Raw genomic sequence first — 15,660 nt, 5'->3', positions numbered from 1 at the left:
TGAAACTGATGGATTGATTAACTTGTATGTGGTCTAAAAAATCATAGAAATGCTGGTACCTACGTTTTCTACAGATTTAATTTCAATATCAATTTTATGGAAAATGGCTATACTTTGAACAATAGCCAGGCCTAAACCAAATCCATTCTCTTCAGTATTTCCCCTTTTAAAACGGTCAAAAGCATTTGCCACCAGTTCTTCACTCATACCAAATCCATTATCTGAAACAGTAAGCACATATTTTTGATTAATGACATTACCAGTAATTGATATTTGTCCGCCTTCACGGTTATATTTTATTGCGTTGTTGATCACGTTCATCAGGAGTGTATGCATGAGTGCCTTATTACCAATGAACTTATAATCATCGCGTATATCAATCTGATAGCTGATATTTTTATCGGCTATTCTATCTTCCAGATCTTCATAAATATCGTTGAGTTTTTCCCGAAGGTCTATCTCTTCCGTTTTCAGGTATTGGTTATTTTCAACTTTTGAAATTAAAAGCAAACTATTAATAATCACCTTCAGCCTATTCAGTGTTTTAATCGATGCATAAATTTTATTCTCATGCTCTACCGGAATTTCCGGCGTGTTTAACATATTTTCAAAGCGTGTGCTTAAAATAGAAATAGGTGTCAGCAATTCATGTGAAACGTTAGCAATAAACTGTTTTTCGAGTGCAAAAAGGGTGTTTATTTTTCGCATCAATGTGTTTACGCTATTATCTAGCATTTTAAAATCTTCGGTAGTAGTGGGAATATTCTGGTAATTATAATGTAAGGGATCATCAACCTTATTGATTTTTTTATCAATGATCAGGTAAAAAGGTTTGAGTAAATAATTTGAAAAAGCGTAATCAGCCACTAGAGTGATCAATAGGGCAATAACCAGTACAATGAGTGTATAAAAACGAATAGAATTTTTAATTGACTGGAGGGTCGTCATGGTTTCACCAATTTCCAGGTTATACCAATTGGTGTGGTAAGAAAATTTGTAATTTAAAATGCGGTAGACTTCAATATTGCCTTCAATTTCACGTCGCTCTGTGTAAACAATCGCTGAAGAATCCTTCTGATTGTCGGGAATATCTTGTAAAACAATGAACTCCTCTTTTAAAATATTGTAGTCAGTAAAAGAATCTTGATTATTGAGTAAGCTATCAATTTCGCTATCCGTCAGGTTTTTGATAATCTTATTCTTTTTCTTAATCAGTCGATTATCCAGTTGATTATAGGCAAGTCTTTCCAATGAAAATAAAATGGCAGCTCCTAAAAGCAATATAATAGCAATTTTAGTTACCGCATTGTATAAAGAAAACTTAACCTGTAATTTCATGGGGGAGTTGGTTAGGTGGTCAGTTGGTAGATTTGTGTTAGAGGGTTAGTATGGGTTAGGCGTTTAGTTGAGAAAGTTGGGTTAGAGGATTAGGCGTTTAGAGCGGTAGATGGATAAGGTCTTAATTTGTTTAAAGCATTAAGGTATCTAAAATATAAATTTTATAATCTTATTGGTCGATTTGACATCTCCTCAAACTTCAGCTTACCAACTAAACATCTAACCTTCTAACCGATTTCATCAACTTACCATCTTCCCAAAATCACCATCTCTCTGCTTAACAGTTAATCCTGTATCCAATACTTCTTACGGTTTCAAACCAATCGATAGGAGTGGTTGCGGCCAATTTTTTGCGTAAATTTTTAACGTGTACATCTACAAAGTTGGAGTCAGAATTAACTTCTAAAATATCGCCCCAAACATGTTCAGTCAAGCTCATTCTAGACACTACGCGATTTTTGTTTAATACGAGGTAGTTAAAGATTTCGAATTCTTTTTTGGTTAAATTGAGTCGTTCTTCACCAAAAGAAACCGTTCTATTTTGAATGTTTAACAGAAAATTATGGATATTAACTTCGTTTTTTTCAAGTTTATGTTTCCTTCTGATGATGGCATGCATGCGTGCTAAAAGCTCATTTAAGGAGAAGGGTTTTGGTAAATAGTCATCTGCACCTTCATCTAAACCTTTAATGCGATCATCAACTGCACTTCTGGCGGTTAAAATGATTACGGCATCATCACGGTCTTTAATGGCTTTAAGTTGTTTCAATACCTCAAAACCATCGCCATCGGGTAGGCCTAAATCAAGTAAAATGAAATCGTAGTTGTTAACAAATATTTTTTCTTCTGCAGATGATTTTTTCCAGGCATGTTCAACTATAAATCCTTCTTTGCTTAAAAATTCATCCATTTCTAGCGCCAGGCTTTTTTCATCTTCAACTATAAGTACGTTCATTTTGGTATTTATTTATATACTTTGAGCTTTTAATCGTTTGTTTGTCACTTTGCTTTAGTCTTTAAGCTTTATTCTTTCAGCTTTAATCATTCAACCTTTTACTCAAGAACTAAGTTAATATTTTTCAGGATAATGCTGCAGGCTTCCTCAATTTCTGTTTTAGTGATGATAAGGGGAGGAGCAATACGCATGGAATTGCTGCAGTGAAGAAACCAATCCGAAAGTACACCATCTAAGATACAGGCATCGATAATTTTTTTGTTCACTTCGAAACTTTCAAATTCAACGGCCAGCATCAAACCCTTCCCTCTGATTTCTTTAATTGCAGGATGTTTTAACAGCGACTTAAATAATTGCCCTTTTTCTTCTACATCTTCAACAATTCCATTATCCACCAAAGTTCTTAGGGTAGCTAAACCGGCTGCGCAACAAACCGGGTGACCTCCAAAAGTGGTCATATGTCCCAAAATTGGGGTATGTGATAGAACGGACATAATTTCCAACGAACTGATAAAAGCACCGATGGGCATGCCGCCACCAATTCCTTTTGCCAGAAGCAGAACATCTGGTACTATATTATAATGCTCAAAGGCGAACATTTTACCACTTCTCCCGAAGCCTGATTGAATTTCATCGAAAATCAATAAGGTTCCGGTTTCCTGGCACTTTGCTTTTAAGGCCACCATATAATCCAGGTCAGCTACCCTGATTCCAGCTTCACCCTGTATAGGTTCAATAAAAACAGCTGCAATTTCTTCTGTTATTTTAGTTAAATCAGCGATATTATTATGCCTAATGAAGCTAACATGTGGTAAAAATGGACCGTAACCTGAGGAATAGAAATCACTTTCCATTAAACTTTCGGCACCCTGTGTACTACCATGATAAGCATTTTTACAGGCAATAAAGCCTTTTTTGCCTGTGTAGCGTTTAGCCAGTTTCATGGCACCTTCTACCGCTTCGGTACCAGAATTTAAAAAATAAGTACAACTTAAGCTTTCGGGTAAAATATCGGCTAAAGCTTTGGCAAAATTTACTTGTGGTGTTTGTACATACTCACCATATACCATTAAATGCATATAGGTTTCAGCTTGCTCCTGAATAGCCTTAACCACCGCTGGATGGCAGTGACCAACATTGCTCACACCAATACCGGCAATTAAATCTAAATGTTTTTTATCAGATGAATCGTAAATGTAAACGCCTTTGGCCCGTACAAATTCGAGCATAAGTGGTTCGGGAGAGGTTTGTGCATTGTGTTGTAAAAACAACTGACGTTGTGTAAGCATGGCACAAAAGTACGGAAATACAATAGCCTTTAAAACAAAAAGACCTGCGTACTGCAAGTCTTTCGTTTAATTTTTCTGGCCTCCTCTAAATTTATTCAGCAGTTCCCTTTTAAATCCTTCCTGAGCCCGGTAAAATTTCCCAATGATTTTGATAGGTAGTTTTGATTTAAATTTACTGTAATACTTTTTATCCAGATTGAGATCTCTTTGTTTAAAATCAAATTCGCTGGTAATTAAACTTTGAACCTGAGCATCAGTAAGGTTATCTATTTCATTTACTTTTCTGAAGGAAATCATTTTTTGCATGCGTTCTTTGCGTAGGGCATTTTGCTCGCTCTGCATATCATTATATATCGGCCAGAAGATTTTTGCTTCATCTGGAGATAAAGCAAGTTTTTGGGTAAAATAAGCTATTTTAAGTGATTCTATTTCTTCGCTTTTTGGTCTTTGTGCCAAAAGCGTAATGGGCAATAGGAATATTAATGCACTGAATAGTAAGTTTTTCATTATTAGTTATTTAATTCATGAGATAAATCACTCGAAGAGAAATTGCTCAATAGATAGTTTTCCATTTCTGTATCTGACGCAGAAGTATTATTTGCTGATGTGGTATTTTGTTCCTCTAAATGCTCAATGATGGTGTTTTCATCAATATCATACAGCAGTTGATCGTTTGAAAGTTCTGCAGATGAGGTTTGAGCAGGTATTGATGATGCGTTGTTTTGATAGAAATAAGCACCAAATGATGCCATTAAAACGAAGCAGGCTGCACTAGCATATTTTAAAATGTTTCGTCTCCAAAGCGGGATAATTTTTACAGTTTTTATAGGTTGCTCAGCAGCTATTCTGTTTGTAATTTTATGCTTTAAGCCCTCAAAATATTGTTCTGGAACAGAAAAAGATTGCTCGGCTTTTGGCAGCGCTGATAACTTAACATTTGTTTGGATACGCTCGTAGAGATTTTCAAAATAATTTTGTGGAACCTCAAAACTATCGCCACTCAATTCTTTATTCAAACCATCTATAAAGATAGCAGACTTCACTCTATCCTCCACACTGTCGAAATATCCATTTGGAATAATAAAAGGATTGCGTTTCTGCATTGCGGTTAGGGCAGGAACATCCTTTTTCCAATCGTTATTTTCTATATTTTCATTCATCACAGATATAGGATACAATTAGAGTGAAAAGGTTTAATAATCTATTTCATCATTTGTGATAAAAGCTTCAATTTTTTTTGCAGCAATATGAAAAGATGCTTTTAAAGCCCCAACTGATGTTCCCAATACCTGCGAAATTTCTTCATATTTCATATCTCCAAAATATTTCATGTTAAAGATCAGGCGTTGTTTTTCGGGAAGGGTAAGAATGGCTTTTTGCAACTTTAATTCTAATTTATCTCCATTGAAGTAAGAAGAAGCTACAAGGTTTTCAGCCAATTCTGAAGATACCTCATCCAGAGGCGTGTTGTTTTTTAGCTTTTGCTTGTTAAGGAAAGTAATGGATTCGTTAGTAGCAATGCGATAAATCCAGGTATACAGTTGCGAGTCATTTCTAAATTTATCAAGATTCTTCCACACCTTTACAAAAACCTCTTGTAACAAATCGTCACAGTCATCATGGTTAAGTACCAATCGCCTGATGTGCCAATAAATTTTCTGCTGATATTTTTTTAAAAGTAAATTGAAAGCCTCATCGCGGGTTTTCTCGATGGCAAACATTTCAAGAATTTGCGAATCTTCAATTGGTTTCATCGAGGAATATTAGTATTTACTACCAAAAAGGCACCAAGACTACCAATTTTTATTAGTGTGCTTCGTGCCTTTAAAGTGATTTAATTTATGCTTTTTTTCTGCCGATTACTTTTTGAACTGCTTCAACAATGTTTACCGCATCTAAGCCATATTTAGACATTAATTGATCAGGTGTACCGCTTTCACCAAAAGTATCATTTGTAGCTACAAATTCTTGTGGAGTAGGTAATTCAGTCGTTAGTAAACGTGCAACACTTTCACCTAAACCGCCAAATTTGTTGTGTTCCTCACAGGTAACTACGCAACCTGTTTTCTTAACTGATTTCAAAATGGCTTCATCATCTAAAGGTTTGATGGTGTGAATGTTGATGATTTCTGCATCAATACCCAGTTCAGCCAATTGCTCACCTGCTTCAATTGCTTTCCAAACCATATGGCCGGTAGCAATAATGGTTACATCAGTTCCTTCGTTCACCATCCATGCTTTACCAATCTCAAATTTTTGATCAGGATCTGTAAATACTGGAATTACGGGGCGTCCAAAACGTAAATAAACCGGACCTTCGTATTCTGCAATGGCCATGGTTGCAGCTTTGGTTTGGTTATAATCGCAAGGATTGATCACCACCATTCCTGGCAACATTTTCATTAAACCGATATCTTCTAGAATCTGGTGAGTTGCACCATCTTCACCAAGTGTTAAACCTGCATGTGAAGCACAAATTTTAACATTTTTATTAGAATAGGCTACCGATTGACGAATCTGATCGTAAACACGACCTGTTGAAAAGTTGGCAAAGGTTCCGGTGAAGGGAATTTTACCACCAATGGTCATACCGGCTGCAATCCCAATCATATTGGCTTCTGCAATACCAACTTGTGTAAAACGCTCAGGGAAATCCTTAATGAAAGCATCCATTTTAAGCGATCCCACTAAATCAGCACATAATGCAACTACGTTTTCGTTTTTCTTTCCGGCTTCATGTAAGCCAGCACCAAATCCCGAACGTGTGTCTTTTTTCTCTGTGTATGTGTATTTTTTCACGATATTATATTTTTAATTAGCTGCGTTCAAGCTTGCTTCGCAGGTTTTCATTGTGTTTTAGATATGAGATTTTAGATGTGAGATCAGGCGACAATTCGTCTCAAATCTCATGTCTATTGTCTCAAATCTAGTTTAATAGTCCCCTAAAGTTTCTGGTAACTGCGCCAATGCTGAAGCCAATTGCTCATCATTTGGTGCTGTACCATGCCATTTATGCGAACCAACCATATAATCAACACCAGCACCCATTTGTGTGCTCATTAAATTTAAAATTGGCTTACCTTTTCCAGTCAGTGTTTTAGCATAATGTAAACCTTCAACAATAGCCTGCATATCATTACCATCGGTATTGATTACGTGCCATCCAAAAGCTTCAAATTTTGCTTGTAAATCGTCTAAGGCAAGTACTTTACTGGTGGGTCCATCAATTTGTTGTCCATTATAATCAACTGATGCAATTAAATGGTCTACTTTATTAAAAGGAGCAAACATAGCTGCTTCCCAGTTTTGTCCTTCCTGTAATTCTCCATCACCAAGTAATGCAAAAATATGAGATTGATCACCGTTTAATTTTTTTGCTAAAGCTGCACCGATAGCAACTGATAATCCCTGACCTAATGATCCTGATGCAATGCGAATTCCAGGTAAATGTTCATGTGTGGTTGGGTGTCCTTGTAATCTTGAACCCAGTTTACGGAAGGTAACTAATTCGCTTTTATCAAAATAGCCAGCATGTGCAAGTGTGCTGTACCATACCGGAGATATGTGTCCGTTGGATAAGAAGAATAAATCTTCTCCGGCACCTTCCATGGTAAAATCTGTTTTATGGTTCAATACTTCAAAATATAAAGCCGTAAAGAAATCAGCACATCCAAGCGAAGCGCCTGGGTGTCCAGACTGACATCCGTGAACCATTCTTACAATATCTCTTCTGATTTGCGAGGCAATATCTTCTAGCTCTTTAATTGTATGTTTCATTAAATATGAGGTTGTTGTTACATAGCAAAGTTAATATTTTACTTGCTATATCATAATTAGTTATTGATTAAATCGAGTACCTGTTGGGTTGAATTTTTGGTGTCAACTTTTTTAATAATGTGGGCAATTTTACCTTCACCATCTATAATAAATGTTGTACGAGCGGTACCCATATATTTCTTTCCGTACATGTTTTTTTCTACCCATACGCCATAATCATTTACGATTTTCTGGTCGGTATCTGCCAGTAAGGTAAAAGGCAGGTTGTGTTTGGTAATAAATTTCTGATGTGATTTTTCATCATCTATACTTACACCTAAAACCACAATACCCTTGGCTTGAAGGCCTTGATAATTATCCCTGAAATCGCAAGCTTCAGCTGTGCAGCCAGGGGTATCATCTTTAGGGTAAAAATAAAGCACTACGGTTTTACCCTTGTAATCATTTAGCGAAACTTCATTTCCGCTTTGATTTTTTGATGTAATTGCTGGTGCCGGGTCACCTTCTTTTAATTCTGCCATATATAAAATGATTGAATTTTGATGTTCATGGATCTATTAATTAATGCTGCAATGTAAACAGTTTAAATTACTATCCTGTTCACAGGGATTTAAAAGATGACATTTTAAAACATTTTTACCATTTATTTGGAAAAATGTATCGTGTATCGTCTTACGTTTTCTTTCATATCAATAACGACGAGTTCAAATGAATGCTTGCCTGTTGTAGTTCGCTCATCAAAGCTGTGCCAAAGTGTTGCAGTTTTTGCATCAAATTCCATTAATATCCATTTGCTATCCAGGTAGCCGTTAAAACTTTTAATTCCCGATAAATTATCACTGATTTTAAAAATCATTTTTGATAAACCAGCCATGCTTTTTCCATCGGCAATATTAATTGGTGAAATCCGTGGAGCAATGGTATCAACTGCAATGTAAAAACTGCCGAAGTTTCTTGGTGTTGCTTTTACGAAGCCGTTATCATAGGAACCGCCCTGTGTAGAGCCATTTGAATTGACGATTAGTGCTTTTGATCTTAAATTCTCCGGAAGCTGATCGGCTTTAATCCATAAATCAAAACCAACATGAAGTGGGGTATATCGGTTGTGAATTTGATGGATAGCGGACCATGCATTTCCTGCTGGTTTTGGAAGCTTTTTATAAACAAAGTTTAAATCATTATACAAAGTTCCTTTTGGAAACACCACTTTAATATCCTCCGTATTAAATTCATTTACTTTATTGTACGGATAGATAAGGCCTGATGGAGTAATTGGTGCCACGGATGGTGCATTTCCTGCATTTACGGTAAAAGGTAAAATGGAAGAATTGCCTTTAGAATCTGTTATGATATAGCGAAGCTGATGCGTGCCGCCATCATTAAAATTAATTTTTCCGCTGTTTACCAATCCGCTGTAAATTTTTAACGGGTTTCCAGGATCGATAAAACTCTTCTGAATACTTCTTTTGGTATTGAGGTATGTTGGATAATCAATATGTGAATTAATCGCTTTACTGTTTTCGAAAGCAAAACGCTCCAGTGCAGAAGTATAAATCATCTTTCCATCCAGTTCCAGTTGAATAGAATACACACCATTTGTGCCAGATGCACCATTATGCCGATCTGTGGTAACTACTCCAAAACCAACTTCACCAGTTAAACTAACTGGTGCAACAGCTTTATAATTTCCATTTGCACCCGTAATGCCAATAGCTTGTTTAGGTGTAAATTCATTAAATGTTTTGCCGTTTAAACGGTAAACGTATAAACCATGAATAACTGGAGGGATGTTATCCGGGATGATAATTCCAAAGAACTGTGGGTTAATAGTCTCTTCGGTTTTGGTATCCCTGATTTCAAAATGTAAATGCGGGCCACCAGAACTGCCGCGGTTACCTGACCAGGCAATTACTTCACCTTTATGTACCGGAATAAGTGTTGCATCTGGAAATTCATCAATCTCAAATGATTTCTTCTCATACTCCAGATTTTTTACAATAGTGGCAATTTTTGGTGAAAACCGTTGTAAGTGCCCATACACTGTAGTAAAACCATTTGGGTGATTGATATAAAGTGCCTGTCCGAAGCCACTATTTTGAACCCTTAACCTCGAAATGTAGCCGTCTGCAACTGCATAAACCGGATAGCCTTCTCTTTGATTGGTTCTAAAATCCACACCTGAGTGAAAGTGGTTGCCTCTTATTTCTCCAAAGGAACCTGCGAGGGCGGGAGGAGTGATATCCAGTGGTTGTCTGAAATCTGTAATGGGATATTTATTGTTGCTGAATATTTGCTGCGCATGAAGCACATTAGTGGTTATAGAACAACAAATAAAAAGTGAGATATTAAATAGATTCAGGATCGGTTTTTTAATCATTCCTTATTTAACTTCAAAATTTAAAAGTTGTTTGCCATTTAGCCACGCGGCTAACTTATCACCTTGATTAACACGGCCAACCCCTTCAGGTGTACCTGTAAAAATCAAATCACCTTTTTTTAAAGTAATATACTTCGAAACAAAGCTGATGATCTTTTCGAAGGAGAACAATAAATCTTTAGTGTGGCCATGCTGGCGTGTTTCACCATTAATTTTTAATTCAAAGTCCAAAAGGTATAAATTTTCAAAATCGCTCTTAGGCAAAAAGATACTTACGGGTGCAGAATGGTCAAAGCCTTTGGCCAACTCCCATGGGAGGCCTTTTTCCTTGTGTTTACTTTGGATGTCGCGGGCTGTAAAATCAATTCCTAAACCAATCTCGTCATAATAATTTGAAGCAAATTTTTCGGCGATGTGCTTTCCTTCCTTGCATATTTTTAAAACCACTTCAAGTTCATAATGAATGTCGTCAGAAAAATCGGGAAGGTAGAAAGGTTTGTTATCTTTTAATAAGGCCGTATCTGGCTTCATAAAAATGACCGGAGTAGTTGGAACGGGATTATTTAGTTCCTTAGCGTGTTCAGCATAATTCCGGCCTATGGCTATAATTTTCATTTCTTATGGGTATAGAGTGTGGGTATGAGATCGCTCATACCTTTCCAAAAATAGAAAAGAAAATGATTTTATAAAACTGAGATTCGTTTTACCTGGCTTTCTGACCCTGCTGTTACCCTTAAAAAGTAGATGCCTGCATTTAGACGGCTTGGAATATTGAAGCTTTTGGTTTGCTCTCCAGCATTTAAGCGTTCATTTGAAAGTGTAACCACTTCATTACCTAATAAATCTATAATTTTTATTGTGGTTTGGGTACCATCTTTGCCAATAGCTAAAATGATATTTAATTGATCTTCAACTGGATTGGGATAAATTTTTACGACTGTTAACAATTTATCTTTTGCTGGAGCAACAGTAACGCTTTTTGTAACGCTTGAATAGGAATTGTAAACTCCAGAATAGCCAAATGTACCAAACATCGGTTTATAAGATTCGATATTTGCCTTTATTTCTGGTACTCTGATTGATTTTTTTGATTTATTTTTTAAGCTGATGTGAATACTATCGGCTTGTTGCGACCAGGAATTTAAACTACACAACAAAACCATACACAATGTGCATATAAATTTTGTGAGTAACGTTATCCTAGTGTAGAGTTTCATCAAATTGGTGAAGCAAATGTATTAATTTTAAACAAAGAAATTAAACATTTTGTTTGAAAGCTATATTTTAACACAATTTAACAAAAATACCTGTTTTCAATCATGTTAAAAATACACAATAATTTGGTTGTTAATTTGTTAGACATAGTTTACTTTTGCCCCCACTAAAAAACATAAAAGTGTCAAATCATAAAAATGTTAATGCATTAACCGCCGGTGGGGTTCTGATCAGTTTAGGAATCGTATTTGGAGATATTGGTACATCGCCTCTATATACGCTCAATGCAATTTTTAAAATTATTTTAGGTGTCAGAGATGGTGTAGTTACCAATCCCGGTGCCATCACACCTGATGTTGTTTTAGGCGTACTATCCTGTATTATCTGGACATTGACACTTCAAACAACCATCAAATATGTTATTATAACCTTGAGGGCCGATAATAAGGGAGAGGGAGGTATTTTTTCATTGTTCTCTTTGGTAAGGAAAAAGGCTAAATGGCTCGTTGTTCCTGCTATTATTGGTGGATGTGCTTTATTAGCAGATGGAATTATTACACCTAGTATTACAGTAACTTCGGCAATTGAGGGTTTAACCAGTAAATTTGATGTTCCGGTTATCCCAATTGTTTTAACCATTTTATCCATGCTGTTTATTATTCAGCAGTTTGGTACCAATCTGGTTGGAAAACTATTTGGACCTGTAATGTTTGTATGGTTTGCTATTTTAGGGGTTATAGGTGTTTCCTTTATCATTAAAGACTTTAGCATTTTAAGGGCATTGAATCCATATTATGCGATGCATTTATTGGTCACAAATCACAATGCATTTTATATTTTGGGTGGTGTATTCTTATGTACCACTGGAGCCGAGGCATTATATTCCGATCTTGGTCACTGCGGAAGAAACAATATCAGAATCAGCTGGATTTTTGTTAAACTTACTTTAATTCTTAACTATTTGGGTCAGGGCGTTTGGATACTACAAAACTCAGGTAATTTTATGCCTGGTGCAAAAATGAATCCTTTCTTTATGATTGTGCCTGAACAGTTTCAAATTGGTATGGTTATTTTAGCTACTATGGCTGCAATTATTGCTTCTCAAGCATTGATTAGTGGTTCGTTCACTTTGATATCCGAAGCTGTACGTTTAAACCTCTGGCCAAAAATCCGAATTGTTTATCCTACGGTTTCAAAAGGTCAGTTATATGTTCCATCTATTAACTGGATGTTGTGGATTGGTTGCTGCGGTATCGTATTATTATTTAAAGAGTCTGAACGAATGGACGCGGCTTATGGTTTATCTATCACTATAGCCATGTTAATGACAACTATTTTAGTGAGTTATTACCTGCGGAGCAGAAGATTCCCTAAATATTCTATTTTGATTTTCTTCCTGACTTACATCGTTATCGAAGGAACATTTTTAGTGAGTAACTTAACCAAATTTGTGCATGGTGGTTGGGTAACCGTATTAATCGGATCATTGTTGTTTACCATCATGTGGAGCTGGTTTGTAGCCAGAAAAATTAAAAACCGTTTTGTGAAATATGTGGAGATTGAAGATTACTATCAAATTTTAAGTGAATTAAGTAGTGATGAATCTGTTCCAAAATATTCTTCACAGTTGGTTTATTTAACCAGTGCAAATTTTAAAACAGAGATAGAATCCAAGATTATTTACTCCATTATTCAGAAAGAACCTAAACGAGCTGATGTATATTGGTTGGTTCACGTTGATGTAATGGATGAGCCGTATACAATGGATTACAAAGTAGAATTTTTAATCCCAGGGAAGTTAATCCGAATTGACTTTAGATTAGGTTTCAGAGTGGAACAACGTGTAAACCTACTCTACCGTAAAGTGGTTGAAGAATTGGTGAAAAATGGAGAAATAGACATTACCAGTCAGTATAAATCTTTGAATAAACATAAAATTGCAGGAGATTTCAGGTTTGTATTGTTGGAAAAACACCTGTCTAAATTTACTAAGCTGAGTTTCTACGAGCGTCAGATTATGGATTATTATTTTATCCTTAAAAAGTTAAGTTTATCAGAAGAACGCAGTTTTGGCTTGGATAGCAGTTATGTGGATGTAGAAAAGGTTCCTTTAATATTTGTTACGCCTGACGATATTGAGTTGAATAGATTGGCTGTATAATGATCAAGAACTTATTAATAGTATTTGCTGTTTTATTATTTATAGTAGGGCCTGCAGCCAAGGTAAATGGTTTGCCACATAGCGAATATTACCTTATTCTTTCCGGAATAGGGCTTATTATACTAACTATTTTTGTGTTCAAAAAACGAAGTGGATAGCGTAAATAGATTTACTTGTCGTTTGGTGATAACACCAACCGAAGGCATAATCTTCCGAACACATGGTGATAATACCAATCTAAGATTGAATTAGTGCTTTTTGTTATACAACTATAAGGGGAACTCCCCTCCTAATTTAGGAGGGGTAGGGGGTGGTTATCCGTTTTCAATCTACAAATCATAATCTTCCGAACACTTACAGTAACACTAACTGAATGTAAATACCAACCGAAAGCAGACTTTCTTATCGGTCGTGTGTCTCCACCGACCGAAACTGAATCTGAGCATGATATCTGTTCGTACGTTGCAAACCGATAGCGGACACTTCTCATTAGTCAGTATCTTGCTTAGAAAAATTAAACTTCAGGATGAGCTAACTTACTGTGTCTGTAGCCGTATGCAAAATAAACAATCAATCCGATAACCAGCCAGATTCCAAAACCGATCCAGTTGGAAATTCCCAGTTCACACATCATATACAAACAACTGATTAATCCTAAAACCGGAATCAGTGATAGGTTTTTAGTGATGCAATAATAGGAGATGATCACGCAGATGATCAGAAAAATCCACATGGGGATTTTATGTTTGAACAAGCTCCAGCCAGTTTCATATTTCTTGTCAAATGAAACCTTTGATGCAGCGATAAATTGTTCATAACGATCGCCTGGTAAGGCGCTTAGGTATGATTCCGCATCTACTTTTTCTGCAAGAATAATTTGTGGTGCAGCATCTTTAACAATTTCTTCCTTTACGATTTTGAGTTCCTCACCTTTTAAAGAAGTCACAAAATTTACGGTAGTAATCGTTTTTGGTGTGTTGAAGAAGAAGGCTTTGGTTTCCTTTTGAAATTGAACAAAAGCGAATGCCAGTGCTGCAATTAGTGCAATAGGCACAATGAATTTACTGTTAAGATATGGAATTTTGAATTTACCCCGTTGCACATCAGGGCGGTTTTGCAATACCAGCACACCTGCGCATACCAATACAAAGGCAAATAAAGTACCTATAGAACAAAGATCGGTTACGATGGTTAAATTCATGAAAAGCGAAGGAACGGCCACTACAAAACCTACCACAATAGTTGCAAAAGATGGTGTTTTATATTTGGGGTGAATTTTTGAAAAAGATTTTGGTAACAAACCATCCCTGCTCATACTCATCCAGATCCGAGGCTGGCCCATTTGGAAAACCAGAAGTACACTGGCCATTGCAAATACCGCACTAACAGCGATAATTCCACTCATTAGTTTTAAATTAATCTGATCAAAAACAAAGGCTAATGGATCACCTACAGCAAGTGTATCTGATCTTACAATGCCTGTTAAAACCAGTGCAATAGCCACATATAGAACGGTACAAATGATGATGGCCCACATCATACCACGTGGTAAATCGCGTTGTGGGTTTTTACATTCTTCTGCAGTGGTTGATATCGCATCGAACCCTATGTATGCAAAGAATACGGCAGATACACCTTTTAAAATTCCCGACACGCCATTAGGTGCAAAAGGGTTCCAGTTTTTAGTGTCAACATAAAATATTCCAACAGCTAAAACCAATAAAATCACTGCCAGTTTAACTACTACCATTGCATTACTGGCATTACGACTTTCTTTCATACCCCGGTAAATTAACCAGGTAATTAATATAATAATCCCCAGGGCCGGAAGATCAGCCACCAGGTGGAAGCCACCAATTTGAGGAGCAGTACGCCAGGCGTTATTGGCTAAGGCTGTAGCAGGATCCAAGGCTGTAATACTTTTACCAGCTGCTCGCAATGCTTCAGCATGTTCATGTCCGTTATAGGCACTTAGGTAATCCATTGTTGCCCAATCTGGAACATGGATGCCATTGATGCCGAGAAAGGGTATTTTAATGGTAGAGAGCAGACCAGTAAAATAATCCGACCATGAAATCGCTACCGTAATGTTTCCGATTGAATATTCCATGATAAGCGACCAGCCGATGATCCAGGCCACTAATTCACCGAACGCAACATAAGAGTAGGTATAGGCACTTCCTGAAACCGGGACCATTGAGGCAAATTCTGCATAAGCAAAAGCAGCGAAACTACAAGCAACAGCAGTAAAGATGAAAAGAAAGATTACTGCAGGTCCACCATCCGCACTGGCCTTGCCAATCGTGCTGAAAATTCCGGCACCAATGATTGCGGCAATACCAAACGCAGTTAAATCGCGTACGCCAAGTGTTTTGTGAAGTGTATTTTCATGATCGCCATAGCCGCTTGCTGCATCTTTTAATATCTTTGAAATAGATTTCTTCCTGAATAGCTTTTCGAACATCTTAATTTGCTTGTAGTATTCTTCAAACTTATAAAAATATCAGTTAAAAACGTTTAAAGCAAGATATAATTTTCGAATCAGCGT

14 protein-coding genes are annotated in these 15,660 nt (G+C 36.5%); 1 reads left to right on the top strand and 13 read right to left on the bottom strand.

The window, feature by feature from the left end; genetic code table 11:
- Positions 1-33: 33 nt before the first annotated feature.
- From EV200_RS04325 to EV200_RS04270, 12 genes are all read right to left on the bottom strand, one after another.
- Positions 34-1,338, bottom strand: a complete 1,305-nt coding sequence (locus tag EV200_RS04325; RefSeq protein ID WP_132529593.1) for a sensor histidine kinase — start codon at positions 1,336-1,338, stop codon at positions 34-36.
- A gap of 277 nt (positions 1,339-1,615) precedes the next feature.
- A complete protein-coding gene (locus EV200_RS04320; RefSeq protein WP_132529592.1) occupies positions 1,616-2,293 on the bottom strand; it encodes a response regulator transcription factor in 678 nt (225 codons plus the stop codon).
- A gap of 98 nt (positions 2,294-2,391) precedes the next feature.
- Positions 2,392-3,639 (bottom strand): aspartate aminotransferase family protein, encoded by a 1,248-nt coding sequence (locus tag EV200_RS04315; protein ID WP_308424125.1) that lies wholly within the window; start codon positions 3,637-3,639, stop codon positions 2,392-2,394.
- A 9-nt stretch (positions 3,640-3,648) separates the two neighbouring features.
- The gene (locus EV200_RS04310; RefSeq protein ID WP_132529591.1) at positions 3,649-4,089 is read right to left on the bottom strand and encodes a hypothetical protein; all 441 of its coding nucleotides are present in this window, start codon (positions 4,087-4,089) and stop codon (positions 3,649-3,651) included.
- Between the two features lie 2 nt (positions 4,090-4,091).
- Positions 4,092-4,742 carry a hypothetical protein gene (locus EV200_RS04305; protein ID WP_132529590.1) on the bottom strand — a complete coding sequence of 217 codons (651 nt, stop codon included), beginning with the start codon at positions 4,740-4,742 and terminating at the stop codon, positions 4,092-4,094.
- A 33-nt stretch (positions 4,743-4,775) separates the two neighbouring features.
- Positions 4,776-5,327: an RNA polymerase sigma factor gene (locus tag EV200_RS04300; protein ID WP_444543948.1), complete on the bottom strand. Its 552-nt coding sequence runs from the start codon at positions 5,325-5,327 to the stop codon at positions 4,776-4,778.
- A 94-nt stretch (positions 5,328-5,421) separates the two neighbouring features.
- Complete coding sequence (locus EV200_RS04295) at positions 5,422-6,381, bottom strand: transketolase family protein (protein WP_132529588.1); 960 nt, start codon at positions 6,379-6,381, stop codon at positions 5,422-5,424.
- A 132-nt stretch (positions 6,382-6,513) separates the two neighbouring features.
- The gene (locus EV200_RS04290) at positions 6,514-7,359 is read right to left on the bottom strand and encodes a transketolase (protein WP_132529587.1); all 846 of its coding nucleotides are present in this window, start codon (positions 7,357-7,359) and stop codon (positions 6,514-6,516) included.
- Positions 7,360-7,415: 56 nt separating this feature from the next.
- Entirely contained in the window at positions 7,416-7,880 is a 465-nt protein-coding gene (bcp, locus tag EV200_RS04285) for a thioredoxin-dependent thiol peroxidase (RefSeq protein WP_132529586.1), read from the bottom strand.
- 122 nt (positions 7,881-8,002) lie between these two features.
- Positions 8,003-9,736, bottom strand: a complete 1,734-nt coding sequence (locus EV200_RS04280) for a M23 family metallopeptidase (protein ID WP_132529585.1) — start codon at positions 9,734-9,736, stop codon at positions 8,003-8,005.
- 3 nt (positions 9,737-9,739) lie between these two features.
- Positions 9,740-10,351: a fumarylacetoacetate hydrolase family protein gene (locus EV200_RS04275; RefSeq protein WP_132529584.1), complete on the bottom strand. Its 612-nt coding sequence runs from the start codon at positions 10,349-10,351 to the stop codon at positions 9,740-9,742.
- A gap of 68 nt (positions 10,352-10,419) precedes the next feature.
- Positions 10,420-10,899 carry a T9SS type A sorting domain-containing protein gene (locus tag EV200_RS04270; protein WP_132529583.1) on the bottom strand — a complete coding sequence of 160 codons (480 nt, stop codon included), beginning with the start codon at positions 10,897-10,899 and terminating at the stop codon, positions 10,420-10,422.
- Between the two features lie 233 nt (positions 10,900-11,132).
- Between EV200_RS04270 and EV200_RS04265 the strand changes: the two genes are divergently transcribed.
- The gene (locus EV200_RS04265; protein ID WP_132529582.1) at positions 11,133-13,112 is read left to right on the top strand and encodes a KUP/HAK/KT family potassium transporter; all 1,980 of its coding nucleotides are present in this window, start codon (positions 11,133-11,135) and stop codon (positions 13,110-13,112) included.
- Between the two features lie 514 nt (positions 13,113-13,626).
- Here the strand turns inward: EV200_RS04265 and EV200_RS04260 are convergent.
- On the bottom strand, positions 13,627-15,576 hold the full coding sequence (locus tag EV200_RS04260) for an amino acid permease (RefSeq protein WP_132529581.1): 1,950 nt from the start codon (positions 15,574-15,576) through the stop codon (positions 13,627-13,629).
- Positions 15,577-15,660: the final 84 nt, after the last annotated feature.

This window comes from Pedobacter psychrotolerans (genome assembly GCF_004340665.1).
In the GTDB taxonomy this organism is placed as follows: Bacteria; Bacteroidota; Bacteroidia; order Sphingobacteriales; family Sphingobacteriaceae; genus Pedobacter; species Pedobacter psychrotolerans.
This window is presented reverse-complemented; position numbering and strand designations above follow the sequence as displayed.

Excerpts from the sequence above, each read along its gene's own strand:
- EV200_RS04305 (WP_132529590.1), bottom strand. The coding sequence starts at position 4,742 with ATGAATGAAAATATAGAAAATAACGATTGGAAAAAGGATGTTCCTGCC.
- EV200_RS04260 (WP_132529581.1), bottom strand. The coding sequence starts at position 15,576 with ATGTTCGAAAAGCTATTCAGGAAGAAATCTATTTCAAAGATATTAAAA.
- EV200_RS04275 (WP_132529584.1), bottom strand. The coding sequence starts at position 10,351 with ATGAAAATTATAGCCATAGGCCGGAATTATGCTGAACACGCTAAGGAA.
- EV200_RS04290 (WP_132529587.1), bottom strand. The coding sequence starts at position 7,359 with ATGAAACATACAATTAAAGAGCTAGAAGATATTGCCTCGCAAATCAGA.
- EV200_RS04280 (WP_132529585.1), bottom strand. The coding sequence starts at position 9,736 with ATGATTAAAAAACCGATCCTGAATCTATTTAATATCTCACTTTTTATT.
- EV200_RS04270 (WP_132529583.1), bottom strand. The coding sequence starts at position 10,899 with ATGGTTTTGTTGTGTAGTTTAAATTCCTGGTCGCAACAAGCCGATAGT.
- EV200_RS04325 (WP_132529593.1), bottom strand. The coding sequence starts at position 1,338 with ATGAAATTACAGGTTAAGTTTTCTTTATACAATGCGGTAACTAAAATT.
- EV200_RS04310 (WP_132529591.1), bottom strand. The coding sequence starts at position 4,089 with ATGAAAAACTTACTATTCAGTGCATTAATATTCCTATTGCCCATTACG.
- EV200_RS04320 (WP_132529592.1), bottom strand. The coding sequence starts at position 2,293 with ATGAACGTACTTATAGTTGAAGATGAAAAAAGCCTGGCGCTAGAAATG.
- bcp (WP_132529586.1), bottom strand. The coding sequence starts at position 7,880 with ATGGCAGAATTAAAAGAAGGTGACCCGGCACCAGCAATTACATCAAAA.